The organism is Enterobacter sp. DC4, from assembly GCF_000568095.1.
In the GTDB taxonomy this organism is placed as follows: domain Bacteria; phylum Pseudomonadota; class Gammaproteobacteria; order Enterobacterales; family Enterobacteriaceae; genus Enterobacter; species Enterobacter pseudoroggenkampii.
This window is the reverse complement of the sequence record NZ_AZUB01000013.1, coordinates 18,974-35,437: the sequence shown is the minus strand read 5'-3', so window position 1 is coordinate 35,437 and position 16,464 is coordinate 18,974. Positions and strand designations below refer to the sequence as shown.

At 54.3% G+C, this 16,464-nt stretch carries 13 protein-coding genes and 4 tRNA genes; 1 reads left to right on the top strand and 16 read right to left on the bottom strand.

Translation table 11 applies throughout. The features are described from left to right. Positions 1 to 52 precede the first annotated feature (52 nt). The gene (locus P349_RS01725) at positions 53 to 1,264 is read left to right on the top strand and encodes an MFS transporter (protein WP_032646080.1); all 1,212 of its coding nucleotides are present in this window, start codon (positions 53 to 55) and stop codon (positions 1,262 to 1,264) included. 507 nt (positions 1,265 to 1,771) lie between these two features. Here P349_RS01725 and P349_RS01730 read toward each other — a convergent pair. From P349_RS01730 to rho, 16 genes are all read right to left on the bottom strand, one after another. Then, a tRNA-Pro gene (locus P349_RS01730) sits at positions 1,772 to 1,848 on the bottom strand. 46 nt (positions 1,849 to 1,894) lie between these two features. Next, positions 1,895 to 1,980: transfer RNA gene (locus P349_RS01735), tRNA-Leu, on the bottom strand. 22 nt (positions 1,981 to 2,002) lie between these two features. Then, positions 2,003 to 2,078: transfer RNA gene (locus P349_RS01740), tRNA-His, on the bottom strand. 64 nt (positions 2,079 to 2,142) lie between these two features. Continuing rightward, positions 2,143 to 2,219, bottom strand: a tRNA-Arg gene (locus P349_RS01745). Positions 2,220 to 2,321: 102 nt separating this feature from the next. Then, entirely contained in the window at positions 2,322 to 3,707 is a 1,386-nt protein-coding gene (thrP, locus tag P349_RS01750; RefSeq protein ID WP_032646081.1) for a bifunctional threonine/serine APC transporter ThrP, read from the bottom strand. Between the two features lie 197 nt (positions 3,708 to 3,904). Next, positions 3,905 to 4,645, bottom strand: a complete 741-nt coding sequence (wecG, locus tag P349_RS01755; RefSeq protein WP_032646082.1) for a lipopolysaccharide N-acetylmannosaminouronosyltransferase — start codon at positions 4,643 to 4,645, stop codon at positions 3,905 to 3,907. Between the two features lie 12 nt (positions 4,646 to 4,657). Beyond that, on the bottom strand, positions 4,658 to 6,010 hold the full coding sequence (gene wzyE / locus P349_RS01760) for an ECA oligosaccharide polymerase (RefSeq protein WP_032646083.1): 1,353 nt from the start codon (positions 6,008 to 6,010) through the stop codon (positions 4,658 to 4,660). Continuing rightward, the gene (locus P349_RS01765; protein ID WP_032646084.1) at positions 6,007 to 7,086 is read right to left on the bottom strand and encodes a TDP-N-acetylfucosamine:lipid II N-acetylfucosaminyltransferase; all 1,080 of its coding nucleotides are present in this window, start codon (positions 7,084 to 7,086) and stop codon (positions 6,007 to 6,009) included. The genes wzyE and P349_RS01765 overlap by 4 nt, the downstream gene beginning before the upstream one ends. Continuing rightward, positions 7,083 to 8,333 (bottom strand): lipid III flippase WzxE, encoded by a 1,251-nt coding sequence (gene wzxE, locus P349_RS01770; protein ID WP_032646086.1) that lies wholly within the window; start codon positions 8,331 to 8,333, stop codon positions 7,083 to 7,085. The genes P349_RS01765 and wzxE overlap by 4 nt, the downstream gene beginning before the upstream one ends. A 1-nt stretch (position 8,334) precedes the next feature. Beyond that, positions 8,335 to 9,465 carry a dTDP-4-amino-4,6-dideoxygalactose transaminase gene (gene rffA, locus P349_RS01775; RefSeq protein WP_032646087.1) on the bottom strand — a complete coding sequence of 377 codons (1,131 nt, stop codon included), beginning with the start codon at positions 9,463 to 9,465 and terminating at the stop codon, positions 8,335 to 8,337. Between the two features lie 4 nt (positions 9,466 to 9,469). Then, a complete protein-coding gene (gene rffC, locus P349_RS01780) occupies positions 9,470 to 10,147 on the bottom strand; it encodes a dTDP-4-amino-4,6-dideoxy-D-galactose acyltransferase (RefSeq protein ID WP_032646089.1) in 678 nt (225 codons plus the stop codon). Continuing rightward, positions 10,144 to 11,406 (bottom strand): UDP-N-acetyl-D-mannosamine dehydrogenase, encoded by a 1,263-nt coding sequence (gene wecC, locus P349_RS01785; protein WP_032646090.1) that lies wholly within the window; start codon positions 11,404 to 11,406, stop codon positions 10,144 to 10,146. The genes rffC and wecC overlap by 4 nt, the downstream gene beginning before the upstream one ends. Next, a complete protein-coding gene (gene wecB, locus P349_RS01790; protein ID WP_032646091.1) occupies positions 11,403 to 12,533 on the bottom strand; it encodes a non-hydrolyzing UDP-N-acetylglucosamine 2-epimerase in 1,131 nt (376 codons plus the stop codon). The genes wecC and wecB overlap by 4 nt, the downstream gene beginning before the upstream one ends. Positions 12,534 to 12,589: 56 nt before the next feature. Next, positions 12,590 to 13,636, bottom strand: coding sequence for an ECA polysaccharide chain length modulation protein (gene wzzE / locus P349_RS01795; protein WP_032646093.1), 1,047 nt, complete (start codon positions 13,634 to 13,636; stop codon positions 12,590 to 12,592). 13 nt (positions 13,637 to 13,649) lie between these two features. Beyond that, positions 13,650 to 14,753 (bottom strand): UDP-N-acetylglucosamine--undecaprenyl-phosphate N-acetylglucosaminephosphotransferase, encoded by a 1,104-nt coding sequence (gene wecA, locus P349_RS01800; protein WP_032646094.1) that lies wholly within the window; start codon positions 14,751 to 14,753, stop codon positions 13,650 to 13,652. Between the two features lie 241 nt (positions 14,754 to 14,994). Further along, positions 14,995 to 16,254: a transcription termination factor Rho gene (gene rho / locus P349_RS01805; protein ID WP_008501566.1), complete on the bottom strand. Its 1,260-nt coding sequence runs from the start codon at positions 16,252 to 16,254 to the stop codon at positions 14,995 to 14,997. Positions 16,255 to 16,464 lie beyond the last annotated feature (210 nt).

Here is a 16,464-nt window from a genome sequence, read left to right as displayed (position 1 = left end):
ACACGCGCACATTCTGCAGCGTGGATTAAATCGTTTTTGAAAGGAAATCGTCATGAACTCGCTTTTATATACGCTTATTGAAGCGCTGCGCGGCCACCGCTGGCTGCGCCTGCTTGCCTGTGCTTTTATCTTTTCTTCGTTGGGGAATGGCTTAACCCAGGTTGTGGTCTTCGGCTTGCTGTTAGCGTGGTCGGCCTCGCCTGCTCTGCTAACCCTTGCTTTTCTTTTCGCTACAGTACCGGGATTTATCGGCAGTACGATCGGCGAAAAGCTGTGCTCACGCTGTTCTCCAATATCCCTGCTGATACTGACCGAAGGGCTGGGCCTGCTCGCTCTGCTCTTTCCCTTGCTTGGTGTGGGTTATCACAGCGTTGCCGCATTACTCGCCGTACAATCCACCGAGGCGCTGCTCAGCGGGATGAGCTGGCCCGCGCTGACGTTGCTCTTCAAGCGCGGCCTCAGTGAAGCAGAGCTGCCTGCTGCGACCTGTCTGGAAAATGTGATTTTTGCCTCGCAGGTATTGTTAGGGACCGGCCTGGGCGTGGTGCTGTTCCAGAAGACTTCCGTGTTTACCCTGCTGACCATTGATGCCGCCAGCTTTCTCGGGTCACTGCTCATGCTATGGCTGGCTGGACGCCGGTTTTCTGCGCCATCACTCACGCCCCCCGAGGAAGAGGAAGCCCCTGCGGCATTACGCTGGCGGACGTTGACCGTTCGGCAGAAACGCAGCCTGCTCATCCTGCCGTCGCTGGCGGCCGTCGGCTCACCGGCCATGGCGCTGCTTCCCGCGCTGGCACAGCAAATCCATCCTCAGGATGCGGCGGGCCTTGCTCTGCCGCTGCTTTTCGCAAGGAGCATGGGACAACTTTGCGGCCCCATGCTGCTAAAAAAAGAGAGCCTGACGCGCTTTGCCGCTCACACGCCGCGCATCATCGTTTGTCTCGGTATCTTTCTGACCGGTTATGGTGTGCTGCCGTTTTTGTCCGGGTGGACGGCATGTGCGCTGAGCATGATCTTTATCGCGCATCTGGCCTCGAATATTCTCTTCGCAGCGGGCACGTTTGGCGTACTCAGTAGTTTTCATCTCACGCAAACCGCTTCAGCCAGCGGGAAAGCCTGGCGCTGGCAAACGCTCAGCGCCTCTCTTTTCACCGGTATTGCAGCGATGGTGGCTGTTGGGCTTGGCTCTGTGCTGGCGCTCTATACGGTCTCGTCAGTTGCCCTGCTATTGGTCGCCCTGATCATGCGCAGGTATCGGGAATAAGGCATAAAAAAACGCCTGCTATAAAAGCAGGCGTTAAAACAGGTCTGTAAGACAACATATGTGGTGCTTCACTCAACGTTATGTCCATGGTGTCTGATGAGGCCGAAGCGACATCTGTCAGTGGACGATAAGCACCGTAAATGGCTCTGCGTCATTCCTGAGTTTATGAGGCACTAAGGCGAACATAAGAGATGGAATGAGCATCTACACGCATATTATTGCACGTAACGTGCCAACATGACACCCAGAACTTTTACATGACGCAACATTTTAAGATAAAAGGAAATTATGCTGTTAAGTAACGTCTTAAGCTCTACAACGTATCGGGAAAAGGCGGGAAGATGTCGCCAGGAGGAGACAGCAAAACCCATAAACAGTTATTTACCTAACTTTCAATGAGTTATATGTCGCTGGATTGCGACAATGAAAAAGGACGTTGTTGGAGAATGACGACAGGGATGAAGAATTGCAGAAAACAAAAAACCCCGCCGAAGCGGGGTTCAAAATTGGTCGGCGAGAGAGGATTCGAACCTCCGACCCACTGGTCCCAAACCAGTTGCGCTACCAAGCTGCGCTACTCGCCGATGTACTGCTTTTTTGAATTTTTAGTTCAACTCATTTAAAAAGTCGTGGTGCGAGGGGGGGGACTCGAACCCCCACATCCAAAGGACACTAACACCTGAAGCTAGCGCGTCTACCAATTCCGCCACCTTCGCAATTCACAACTCTTTCAAATAATGGGGTGGCTAATGGGATTCGAACCCACGACAACTGGAATCACAATCCAGGGCTCTACCAACTGAGCTATAGCCACCACTGTATTCTTTCACGCGGTACTGACTACTTCTCAGACCACCGCAGCTCCAGCACCGGGTTAATGGTGCGCCCGACAGGATTCGAACCTGAGACCTCTGCCTCCGGAGGGCAGCGCTCTATCCAGCTGAGCTACGGGCGCTTAGCGCCGTTGCGGGGCTGGATATTACGTACCTCCGTCCCCGCTGTCTAGTGCTTTTTTGAAAAAAATGCGCGTTTGGTTATGGTTTGCACATTTTGCCGCTTATTCCTCCACTTTCTGCGTGGTGGCACGGCGGCCCAGGCCAAAAAGCTTATATACAGCCGTCACAGCCGCCAGGAAGATCACCCCGACAAACAGCGACATGCGGGTATCTTCATTAAAGTACATCCCGATTAATACGCAAATCAGGAACGCCATCGTCAAATAGTTCGCATACGGGAACAGAATTGAGCGGAACGGATGGCTTTCAATCGCCTTTTTGTGCGCATGACGGAAGCGCAGCTGGCTGATGAGGATAACAAACCACGGCACCATGCCCGGCAGTACGCTGGCGCTGTAGACGTAAACGAACACGCGCTGCGGGTTAGGTATGATGTAATTCAGGCAAGAGCCAATCAGCAGGATCGCAATGGAGACCGCCACCCCCGCCACCGGCACCCCGGCACGTGAGACTTTACTCATCGCCGCAGGCAACTGGTTGTTCTTCGAGAGCGCATAGAGCATACGTCCGCAGCTGTACATCCCACTGTTACAGCCTGACAACGCTGCCGTCAGGACCACAAAGTTGATGATACCCGCCGCCGCCGTGATACCAATTTTGGCGAAGGTTAAAACAAACGGGCTGCCGGTCGTGCCAATTTCGTTCCACGGGAAGATGGTTACGATAACGAAGATTGCACCCACATAGAAAATCAGGATGCGCCACAGCACTTTGCCTACCGCGCTACGCAGTGTGACCTGCGGGTTTTTCGCTTCACCGGCGGTAATGCCGATCAGCTCCACGCCCTGATACGAGGCCACAACGATACACAGCGCCGTCAGGAAGCCCTTCCAGCCGCCAGCGAAGAAGCCGCCGTTTTCGGTCAGGTTGCCAAAGCCGATAGCGTGTCCACCGTTGCCAAAGCCGAAGAAAATCACGCCCAGGCCGACGACAATCATCACGATAATCGTGGTGACTTTGATCATTGCGAACCAGAACTCAATTTCACCGTAAAGGCGCACGGCGGCCAGGTTTGCCAGCGCCACCAGCCCCACGGCAATGAGCGCGGGTATCCACTGGACCATGTCCGGGAACCAGAACTGGACGTAGACCCCTATCGCGGTGATCTCTGAGATGCCCACCGCCATCCACATAAACCAGTATGACCAGGCCGTCAGGTAGCCAAAGAACGGGCTCATATAACGATGCGCGTAAACGGCGAACGAGCCGGTTACCGGCTCCAGGAAGAGCATTTCGCCCATGGAACGCATAATGAAGAAAACAAACAGCCCGGCGATAATATACGCCAGTAATACGGAAGGGCCTGCCCATTTGAGCGTACTTGCGGAGCCCATAAACAGGCCCACGCCGATAGTGCCGCCCAGCGCTATCAGTTCAATATGACGAGCTTCCAGCCCACGCTGTAGCTCCGGTTTTTTCTCTGCCATAGATCCTCGATTGTGTTTGCTGTTTCCCGGCTTAAGACCGGGTATTGTTTTTTAGGGGTACTAAAATACGGAGCGAATGGTTTCTTAAAATCGGCCAAATGGCAAACGATGCATTAAAAAAATGAATGCATTGCACAGATTGTCAGCAGTTTTGCAGGCGAGTTGCAGCGCGAATAGCATATCGCGCTACATTTTGATTACATTTTCCCGGTGTAATGCCAGGCGAGGTAGCGAAGCAGACGGATCTGTCGTTTAATGCGCGTCGGTTGCGATAGCAGGCGGTACAGCCACTCCAGCCCCAGATTTTGCCAGACCCTGGGCGCACGCTTAACGTGGCCGGTAAAGACGTCGTACGTACCGCCAACGCCCATGTAGAGGGCATCCGGACAGACCAGACGGCAGTCGCGCATCAGGATCTCCTGGCGCGGGGACCCCATCGCCACGGTGACAATTTTCGCCCCGCTGTCACGAACGCGCTCAAACAGCGCCTGCCGATCTTCCGGTTTGAAGTAACCATCCTGGCTGCCGACGATATTAACATTCCATTGACGACGCAGTTTCTCCTCCGTCTGGGCCAGTATCTCCGGCTTACCGCCAATCAGGAACACGGGCGTGTTCTGCGCACCTGCGCGGGCCATAAGCTGCTCCCAGAGATCGGCCCCCGCCACGCGGGAAACATTAGCGTCAGGATACTTTTTACGGATAGAGCGGACCACGCTGATCCCATCAGCGTATTTAAATTCAGCCGCTTCAATCAGGCTTTTGACTTCCGCGTTATCCTCAACCGCCAGCATTTTTTCCGCGTTGATAGCCACCAGCGTACCGGATTTCATCTGGCCGTCGGCAAACAGAAAGTCCAGCGCGTGCTGCATGTCGCGCCAGCCAATAAGCTGCAGGCCTCGTAGCGCATAGCGCGGTGCAGAAATTTTATCAGTCATTACTATCCTTACTCAGACTTGCGACAGCGTTGTGCTGCCCTGCCGCTCGCGCTTGTGCACAAGCCCTGCGCTGTCAAACAGCCAGTACAGCAGTTTGGCCAGTAACAGGCAGACGCCGAAAACGACCATGAAGAACACCACGCGCGACACGAATGAATCCAACCCTTCGCGCGCCAGCACGATCATATTGAAAATGGCACCAAAGCAGAAACTGTGCAAAATGGCGGCTTTATAGCGGTTGGTCTCTTCGTTGCCCCGCACGTAAAGCCAGTCGAACCACTTAATAATCAGCCCCACGGCAACCGCCCCGGGCAGAATGAACCACGCCCCGCCCATCACCACCAGGGAACCAATCAGCGTTGGCGAGATTGCCAGACCGGAATGGTTGTTCAGCACTTCCCAGGTAAAATAGTTCGCGGTATTGAGCACCACACCAGGCCGGTCCGGCCATAGCCAGGAAGGAATAAAGACGTAGAAGTCGCGAACAATTGGCGCCAGCCCCTGGAAATCAATCTTGTCGTAGTTTTGCAGCAGTAATGCCAGGTTTTCCCACGGCGAGAACGTATCGCGCGTCAGGTAGAGGAACGTGTAAAATGCCTCATCTCCCGCCACGTTCATCCCATAGCGCTTCAGCGCCAGCCAGAACATCCCCACTATGCCAAACACTCCTGCCGCAACCAGCATCCACAGCGAGATCCAGCCGCGAATGATGCCGATAAACAGGAAGATCGCGAAGGCGATAATAATGTTCGCGCGCGTACCGCCCACAATCATGTAGGTCAGGATGCCAAACGCGACGGTGCTGACCAGGAAGAACAGCCACGCTTTGCTGTCCTGACGCAGGAAAAAGATCACCAGCATCGCCGGAATGAAGAAGTAGAAGAAACGCTTAAGCGCCACGCCCGAGACTTCGGCTGAAAAAATCTGGCTGTAGGAGTGGAGCTTAAACAGCAGGAAGCCGTTATGCATGAAGAAGATACCGACGCTGACCAGGGCGATGGTCATCAGCATCACCCACGTCAGGTGGGTCTCCACCCGATTCATGGTAAAAAGCGCCCGACGCGGAGCTGCGGCCTGCGCTGAACGCAGACGCGTTTTATAGGTGACGTAGTAGACCGCGTAGAAGCAGGTCGCCGCCAGAAGCGCCTGGAGCAGGATTTCCGGCGGCGCGACGCTCACGTCAAAACGGAAGACCAGAATGCTGGTGAGCGGGAAGCCGAAAAAGAAGGTCAGCAGAAACAGTAACGAGAAGAAAACGTTAAAGTTGAAGCGCACCCGGCGAAATTCAAACCAGGTAAGCGTGGCGATAAACAGGGTGCTCAGAAGCCAGACAACCAGTAAGCCGCTGAATTGCAACTGACTCATGCTTTGTCTCCTGACGCGATACGCAGCGCGCGGTGCCACGGCGTGAGGTAATTCGGGCTGAAAAAATCGATGCTATTTTTATCCACCAGCGTGAGCTGGCGCTGAGCTTCACGTACCACCTCGACATTTAGCGCATCTGAGGTAAACAGCACCGGAATATGCTGCTCGGCCATGTCCTGCCAGAACGGGTTGTCGCGGTTGAGCACGCACGGTACCCCCGCCTGAATCAGCAGACACAGCGTGCCGATTCCCTGCTGTCGGGCAAAGATGAAATAGCCAAGATCGCATTTTCTCAGCAGCGCAAGATATTCATCAAATTCCAGCTTATCGCTAAGGATGTGCAGATTTTCTGCGCTAAACAGCGCAAGTCCCTGTTGGCGAACCTCATCAATATAGGCGTCGTTGTTGGCGGGATAGCCCATCGGCACCACCACGTTCACCGTGTCGCCGAACTGCTGATGCACTGCCCTGAGCGCCGAAACGTGTTCGTTACTGCGATCGCCGGAATTCCCCACCAGGATCGTTAGCTTGCCTTCACGCACCGTGTCATTCGCCATGGTGTTCAGCGCCGGATCCATGCGGGTGGGGAAATAGAGGAGTTCTCCGCGCACGCTCGGGTGCTGCTTAGCAAAATAGTTGAGATCGCCACGGGTGGCAAACACACAGCCTACGCGCCCCTGCGCCATGCGGCGTAAGGGATAGAAAAGACGGAATTTCCAACCGCGGGAGACTTCGTAGAGATCGGCTCCCCAGATATGCCAGCTGCACTGGGAGGGTTTAATCCCCCCGCTGAGAAGCGCCAGCCACAGGCCGGTATTAAACTGCCCGTGGAAAAAGAAACGTTGCTTACGATCCGCTTTGGCTTTGGCAACAACCGCCTTCGCCAGTGAGGCCTTATCCGGCCAGAAGCGAATAGCGAGCGCCGGAAATGCTGCGCTCAGGCCCTTATCCTGACCTGCAACCATAAACTCACGCGCATCAGTATTACCCGATGCCAGCTCGTCGTTGAAGAACCGCAAAACGGTCTGGTTATGGTGTGGGATATCCGATCCCAGGATGTGAATCAGTGCAGTCATGCGCGTTTACGCCACAATAAAAATACGCCGCAACAGGCAGCGAAATAAACGATATAGGTTGCCATGTAGGCCTGAGCTGCCCCCAGCGCACCGTGTGCGGGTATCAGCCAGTGCGAGAACGAGGTCAGCAATGCAAACTGGCTAATTTCCGCCAGGATATATAGCCGCAGGGACGCTTTTGCAATCACCAGATAGCCGAAAACGTAAGCACCCACTTTCAGCACATCGCCCACCAGCTGCCAGGCAAACAGATCGCGCATGGCGGTGAACTTCGCCGAGAACAGCAGCCAGATGGCGACATCACGCAATAACCAGACGGTCAAGCTGGCAGCTGCAACCGCTGGCAACACGAAGCGCAGCGATCGGAAAATCTCACGGGTAATATCCTGCCTGGACGTCAGACGCGATAATGTTGGCAGCAAATAAACGCTAAAGGAAGCCGTAATAAACTGGAGGTAGGCGTCTGAAATGCTGCTTACGCCCTGCCAGATCCCCACTTCATCCCAGCTATAATGCGCCGCCAGCAGGTTTCGCATCATCACGTAGGCCACCGGCAGCGTGACGGAGGTAATGAGCGCCATCAGGGTAAATTTACCCAACTGACTGGCAAGCACTTTATCCCATTGCGGTTTCAGGTAGCTCAGCGGGATGACGCCCCGACGCATCAGCATAAGCGCCGCAGGCACAACAACCAGAGCCGGGACCAGCGCCAGTCCGAGCAGTGCGCCTTCATAGCCTCCCAGGCGATAGCAGAAGTAGTAGGCAATCACGCCGATGACGCTGCCCAGAATTAAGGCAAGCGCGTTCCCGGCAGCATCACGAAACCCTTTCATCAGCGCCAGCAGCAGGTTAGCCCAGGCAATGCCCATCTGAACCAACGCCACCAGACGCACCAGCCCCTGGTAATGGGTGTGCCCGAACAAGCCCTGGCTGATAGGGGCCGCCGCCAGCAGAAAGATAATCGCCATCAGGGTCGAAAAACCCGTGACCATCGCCGAAGAGGTGCCCACGACTCTGCGAAGCTGAGCCGCATCATCATGGTACTGCGCAACGTATTTGGTTACGCCGTTAAAAATACCGGCACCGGCCAGCACCCCAAGGACGGTGACAAGCTGGCGGAAATTACCCGCTAGTCCCACACCAGAGGGGCCAAATGAGACCGCCAGCAGCTTGACGACCAGCAGCCCGGCACCAATTTTTACAAGCGTGGACGCGGCGGTCCACACCGATGCTTTTGCCAGAGACATATCAGCCGAAATAACTCAGGAGGGTATTAATCACCGTACGCTGGTTAACTGGCGCGAGGTTGTAGAACAGTGGCAGACGAAGCAAACGCTCACTTTCTTTGGTGGTGTAACGGTCTTCACCCGCGAACACCCCAAACGTTTCACCCGCCGGGCTGGAGTGCAACGGGATATAGTGGAATACCGCCATAATTTCGGCTTCTTTCAGCCAGGCAATGAGCTGGCTGCGGTCGTCGTTATCGCGCAGCTTGATGTAGAACATGTGCGCGTTGTGGACGCAATCAGCAGGAATGGTTGGCAGCTCAATACGCCCGGCTTTGGCCAGAGGCTCAAGCGCATCGTAATAGGTTTGCCACAGGGAGAGACGCTGCAGGTTGATACGTTCCGCCGCTTCCAGCTGCGCCCACAGGTACGCGGCCTGCAGATCCGCCATAAGATAGCTGGAGCCAATATCGCGCCAGGTGTATTTGTCTACCTGGCCGCGGAAGAACTGGCTGCGGTTGGTGCCTTTTTCGCGGATCACTTCCGCACGCTCCACGAGCGCCTGGTCGTTAATCAGCGTCGCGCCACCTTCTCCGCCTGCCGTGTAGTTTTTGGTTTCGTGGAAGCTAAAGCAGCCGATGTGGCCGATCGTACCCAGCGCGCGTCCCTTGTAGGTAGACATCACGCCCTGCGCGGCATCTTCCACCACAAACAGATTATGTTTTTTGGCGATGGCCATGATGGTGTCCATTTCACAGGCCACGCCCGCGTAATGAACCGGCACGATCGCGCGTGTTTTATCGGTGATCGCCGCTTCAATCAGCGTCTCATCAATGTTCATGGTATCCGGTCGGATATCCACAAAAACGATTTTCGCCCCGCGCAGAACAAACGCGTTCGCGGTGGAAACGAAGGTATAGCTCGGCATGATCACTTCATCACCGGGCTGGATATCCAGCAGCAGTGCTGCCATTTCCAGCGATGCCGTACAGGACGGGGTCAGCAGCACTTTGGCGCTGCGAAAACGCTGTTCCATCCACTGCTGACAGCGACGGGTAAAACCACCGTCACCGCAGAGTTTGCCGCTGCCCATGGCAGACTGCATATAGTCGAGTTCAGTTCCGACGACGGGTGGTGCGTTAAATGGAATCATCTTGTCACCTGTATAACCAGTAGGCGGTGGCGTCGATGTTGGCACCACTCGCAATATAACGTTTAAGCGCGGCGGTGTTGCCCAGTTGGGTCGCGACCCGCAGCGTCACAAGCTGTTGCTGCTGCGCCCAGTGCAGCGCCGCCTGCATGAGTTTCTCACCCATGCCGCGCCCGGCTAATAAGCCGATACGCGCCTCGCGCGCGTTGAGCTTACGCAGCGAGACGAACCCCTGGATTTGACCGTCCCCTGCACGGAAAACCAGGCAGACGTGGTCAAAGGTGCCTTTGACGGCATTCTCTATCCACTGGGCATAGAAACGCCCGCTATCGTCAGGTGCATACCAGGGCGTACGAAAGCGGCTCTGCGCAAACGCCCGGGCCGCCATCCGACGCAGCACGGGGATATCCTGTTCCGTTGCAATTTCCGCGCCGGACGCATCGTGCCGGGTGAGGGTAATGGAAAGATCGACCTCACCTTCAACCAGCTGAAAGCCGTGCTGCTGGAGCGCGTCAAGCAGATCGACGCGCTCCGCCGGAATCTTCGCCTGCACTCGTTGCCAGGCGATAAAATCCGATTCAGCCAGTACCGGCGCGTCATCGCGCAGACGCACGATGGCCGACGGCAGGCCGAAAAAAGCACTCTCCCACTGCAGGGACTCGAGTACCCCATTCAGGCTATTCAACGCCAGACACCTTTGGTATCCACAATATACTGCTGACGAACGGCATCGCCGGACGTCGCTTTAAACTCTTTATGATCTACCAGCAGCACCAGCACGTCCGCCGCCGCCAGCGCGTCGTCCAGCGCCGTCAGCGTGCAGTGCCCCGCCAGTTTTGCCGGTAATTCATGGATATTCGGCTCAACCACCAGCGTTTCGCCCTTGTGCCATTCGGCAATCATCTCGCCAATTTCCATCGCCGGGCTTTCACGCAGATCGTCAATATTGGGTTTAAATGCCAGACCAAAGCAGGCAATTTTCAGCTCACTGGCGCGCTTGCCGCTCTCTGCCAGACAATCCGCTACCGTCGCTTTAACCTGATTGAGCACCCAGTGAGGCTTGCTGTCGTTCACTTCGCGCGCGGTGCGAATCAGGCGCGCCTGCGCCGGATTCTGCGCCACGATAAACCACGGATCGACGGCGATACAGTGTCCGCCTACTCCCGGGCCTGGCTGGAGAATGTTGACGCGCGGATGGCGATTCGCCAGGCTAATCAGCTCCCAGACGTTAATCCCCTGATCGTCGCAGATCAGCGACAGTTCGTTCGCAAAAGCGATATTGACGTCGCGGAAGCTGTTTTCCGTCAGCTTGCACATCTCGGCGGTGCGGGAGTTGGTCACCACACATTCACCTTCCAGGAAAATCTTATACAGCGCGCTGGCACGTTCGGAACAGACGGGCGTCATACCGCCAATGACGCGGTCGTTTTTCATCAGTTCGACCATGACCTGGCCCGGCAGCACGCGCTCCGGACAGTAGGCGATATTGATATCCGCCTGCTCCCCCGCTTGCTGCGGGAAGCTTAAATCAGGGCGCGCGTCGGCCAGCCACTGTGCCATCTGCTCGGTAGCACCAACCGGAGAGGTCGATTCCAGGATCACCAGTGCCCCTTTCTTCAGCACAGGTGCGATGGATTTTGCCGCCGCCTCGACAAAAGCCATGTCGGGCTCGTGGTCACCTTTAAAGGGTGTTGGAACGGCAATCAGGTAGGCATCTGCTTCCACAGGGGTCGTGCTGGCACGCAGGAAGCCTCCGTCCACAGCCTCTTTCACCACGCGGTCAAGATCGGGCTCGACAATATGAATTTCGCCACGGTTAATGGTTTCCACCGCGCGTGCGTTGATATCCACACCGACAACCTGTTTTTGACGAGAGGCAAACGCCGCCGCGGTGGGCAAGCCAATGTAGCCAAGACCAATGACAGAGATGGTAGTAAAACTCATAGCGATACCCGATTGTGTTTAAGTGCATGCAAAATACGACCACAAGCCTGCCCGTCGCCATACGGATTATGGGCCCGGCTCATCGCCTGATACGCTTCATCGTCGTGCAGCAGGCGCGTGACCTCTTCGACGATCAGCTGTGCGTTGGTGCCGACCAGACGCACCGTACCGGCTTTAACGGCTTCCGGACGTTCGGTCGTTTCACGCATCACCAGAACCGGTTTGCCGAGGGATGGCGCTTCTTCCTGAATTCCGCCGGAATCGGTGAGGATCAGCCAGGCATGGTTCATCAGCCAGACAAACGGCATGTAGTCCTGCGGTTCGATCAGCAGAACGTTTTCGACGTGGCCCAGAATACGATTGACCGGCTCGCTGACGTTAGGGTTAAGGTGTACTGGATAGACAATTTGCACATCGTCGTTCTGCGCGGCGATTTCAGCCAGCGCATGGCAGATTTGCTCAAAACCCCGGCCAAAGCTTTCGCGTCGATGACCAGTGACCAGAATGGTTTTTTTGCCGTTGTGAAGGAACGGATAGCGGGCTGCGAGCTCTTTCTGAAGATCGCTATTTGCCAGGACGCGGTCACGTACCCAAATTAACGCGTCAATGACCGTATTACCGGTCACAAAGATTTTATTATCGGCGATATTTTCACGCAGCAGGTTTTGACGAGAGTTTTCCGTTGGCGCAAAGTGGTACATCGCCAGATGGCCCGTTAACGTGCGGTTGGCCTCTTCCGGCCACGGCGAATAAAGATTGCCAGTACGCAGCCCCGCCTCAACATGTCCCACGGGAATTCGCTGGTAGAACGCGGCCAGGCTTGTCGCCACGGTAGTGGTGGTATCACCGTGTACCAGCACCACGTCAGGCTTAAATGACTCCAGGATCGGCTTGAGATCTTGCAGTATGCGGCAGGTTATTTCCGTCAAACCTTGCCCCGGTTTCATAATATTGAGGTCGTAATCCGGGACGATGGAAAAGAGCGTTAAGACCTGGTCGAGCATCTCCCGGTGCTGGGCTGTGACGCACACTTTTGCTTCAATATCAGGATCGCTGGCCAGCGCATGAACCAGAGGCGCCATCTTAATGGCCTCCGGCCTGGTGCCAAATACGGTAAGTACTTTCACATCGATTCTCTTCGATTAGACGATGAAGGCCGCAGCCTTCATCGTAGACGGCGTTCTTAGTTTGTACGACGACGCGTTAACGCCACGCCAGCACCAACGAGTGCCCCCACAATTCCCCACATGATCATCAGGAATGCGCGGCGCGGACTGTCGCGTTTTACAGGTTCTTCAGGCGTTCGCAAATAACGATAGGTCTGAAAACGCGGATCCAGGGATGGACCGACATTAAGCGTGTTAAGCATCGCGCGATTTTGATCGTAATCGAGGTCAAAATCAGGCCCAACGGCCTTCAGGTTTTCCAGACGCGCCTGCAGCATAGGGCGGCCAAGGAGGAACATTTCAGAGTCAGGCAGCTCATCAGCCGGCACGTCCGTCTCAGTACGGGAAATATTGTGCTGCTCCGCAATTTTCAGCGCCTGCTCAATATTGTGTACACGACGAGCAAAAATGGCTTTAGCCACCTCTTCCTGACGTTTCACCTGCGCTTTCATCTGGATGGTACGAGCCGCCCAGGCGCCTTTAAGCTCTTCGTTAAGATGGCTTGCGGCACGCTGGCTGGCAAACGCAACATACTGACGCAACAGGTTGTTGGCATCCGGCGCAGTTTCTGCAATCAGCTTGACGCTGTCATTCACGTTACGCAGCGCATCGCCCGGCATAAACTGGATATTGTTAATCAGATCGTCCAGCAGGGCGGCATCGGCTTTGGTGTTATCAACCCGACGCTGCTTGTAGTAATCCGTCTGGGACCAGAAATCGCGGCGGGTATCCCACGAAGCCAGCTGCATCACAAACTCTTTATAGGCTTCATCCATAACGGAGGCCTGGTCTGGCGTTGCAAGACTGGCTTTGATATCCAGATTTCGCAGGAATTGCTGCTGGGAATAGTATCCCCCGAGCATATTAACCGTTGGTTTGTCCGTGATTGCCGTGGCGCTCCACTCCTGTTTTGCAAAGAATGTATAGGCCAGCGCTAACAGTGCAAACCCCAGCGCGATCCCGGCAATCCAAAGTTTGCCTGCCCATAACACGCGAAACAAACCCCGAATATCCAGTTCATTCTCAGTTACCACTGATTTCGCTCCCGCCAACGGTTGAGTCATCATAGTCCCGGTTTTACTTAGTTAATGTTGTATGTTTGCCACTGCTACGACGCATCCTGCGCTTAATACGTTTAATGAAGCGTGCTACCTTCCATGCGCGCTTGATGCAGTAGCCATAGAGAGAAAAAGCTAGCAAGAACAATACCAACATAGCCCATTCAGGAACAAAATGTGTATATTCCGCCGTCACGCCAATCCCCGCTAGAATAGCAGCCGCCAGCGTAATAAGCACAAATGCCTGCCGGGAAGTGAATCCGGCTCGCATGATCAAATGATGAATGTGCTGACGATCAGCAGAGAAAGGACTCATCCCTTTACGCAGGCGGCGATACATAATCGCAACCATATCCATTAACGGGATAGCGATAATCCATAATGCCGTAACCGGGCTAATGGGGTGTACATCACCCTGAGTGGTTTCCAGCAAGATCCAAATGATAGTAAAGCCGATAAGCGTACTACCCGCATCACCCATGAATACTTTATAGCGCCGGCCCAATGCGCCGAGATTTAAAAGGATATAAGGCAGGATGGCCGCAATCATGGCAAAACACCACATAGCAAGGCTATATTGCCCATCGAACCATAAAATGAAACCAATTGCGGCAAATGAGACGCAGGACAGGCCTCCAAGCAAACCATCAATACCGTCAACCATGTTGAACGCGTTAATCGCCACCCACACGGCAAAAAGTGTCAGGAAATAACCGAACGGACCGAGTTCCATCTCCCAGGAGCCAAAAATATAGCCCAGGCTACTCAAGTGCAACTTAGCGAACACCATCATAGCAATAGCTACAGCAGCCTGAACGAAGGCGCGGATTTTGACGCTAATATCATAACGGTCGTCAAGAGCGCCAACCACCACAAGCACAGTCGCGCAGGTCAGGTACAACCGGGCATGTGGAATATAGTAATCCGCTATGGCGAATGTGAAGCAGATCCCCGCGAAAACGGAGATACCCCCGACCAAAGGGATCATACCTTGATGACGCTTACGGAAGTTGGGTTTATCCACTAACCCCAGATATTTCGCCACCTTACGTGCCAGAAACAAAAAGCAGGTGGTAAACAAGAAAATACTGGTTAGTTCAGTAAACGTATCAAGTAGGTTCACAATGGATGTTCTCAACAAATGTTAGTCAAGCAAGTATAACCATCAAGGCGCTGAGCCTGAAGTTATAAAGCAAACCTCTTACAGTTCCATTTGTTTATTATTCAAGCTATTAATGTTTTTACTGTGCGAATTATCTTATTGTCGCACTGACCGGTCAAAATTGGGAGTAGGTGGTACTAGCGTATAGTCCATAAAAGAAAAACGCCACGTAAAAACGTGGCGTTCGCTGGCTTTATTTGCGTTACGAGCGTTTCATCATGTCGAAGAAATCGTCGTTGGTTTTGGTCATCGCCAGTTTGTTAATGAGGAATTCCATCGCGTCAATTTCACCCATTGGATGGATGATTTTGCGCAGGATCCACATTTTCTGCAGCTCTTCCTGCGTGGTGAGCAGTTCTTCTTTACGGGTACCGGAACGGTTGTAGTCGATAGCCGGGAAGACGCGTTTTTCAGCGATTTTACGAGAAAGGTGCAGTTCCATGTTACCTGTACCTTTAAATTCTTCGTAAATCACTTCGTCCATTTTTGAACCGGTATCGATCAGCGCCGTCGCGATGATGGTCAGGCTGCCGCCCTCTTCCACGTTACGTGCGGCACCGAAGAAGCGTTTCGGACGATGCAGGGCGTTGGCATCCACACCACCGGTCAGCACTTTACCGGACGCTGGGACCACGGTGTTGTAGGCACGCGCCAGACGGGTGATGGAGTCGAGCAGGATGATCACGTCTTTTTTGTGCTCAACCAGGCGTTTCGCCTTCTCGATAACCATTTCCGCAACCTGAACGTGGCGAGAGGCTGGCTCGTCGAAAGTAGAAGCAACCACTTCACCTTTAACCAGACGCTGCATCTCGGTCACTTCTTCCGGACGTTCGTCAATCAGCAGTACCATCAGCACGCAGTCTGGGTGGTTATAGGCGATGCTCTGCGCGATGTTCTGCAGCAGCATGGTTTTACCCGCTTTCGGCGGTGCCACAATCAGACCACGCTGGCCACGACCAATTGGTGATGCCAGATCCAGAACACGCGCGGTTAAGTCTTCGGTAGAACCGTTACCACGCTCCATGCGCAGGCGAGAGTTCGCGTGCAGCGGCGTTAAGTTCTCAAAGAGGATCTTATTACGCGAGTTTTCTGGTTTGTCGAAGTTAACTTCATTGACTTTCAACAGCGCAAAGTAGCGTTCACCCTCTTTAGGAGGACGAATCTTACCTGAAATGGTGTCACCAGTGCGGAGGTTGAAACGGCGGATTTGGCTGGGGGATACGTAGATGTCGTCAGGGCCGGCGAGGTAGGAGCTGTCTGCAGAGCGGAGGAAACCAAATCCGTCTTGCAATATCTCCAGCACACCGTCGCCAAAGATATCTTCGCCACTCTTAGCGTGCTGCTTCAGGATGGCGAAAATGATGTCCTGCTTGCGCATACGAGCCTGGTTTTCCAGCCCCATATTTTCGCCGAGAGTGATCAGCTCAGAAACCGGCGTATTCTTTAATTCGGTAAGATTCATAATGGTGTGGGTTCTTAAACTCGGGGTGATTCTCGAACTTAATGTTGTGAATGGTATGGCAGGGTCATCCATGCCTGTTTAGCGGCCATCAACTCATGTCTGTTCGCTGTCTGGTCACAGGGAAAGAACGCAGAACTGAAACGACAAGACGGATTGAGTGACAAGCCCGGAATTTAGCCACTTCACGCACTGTTCATGTCAACAACGGGA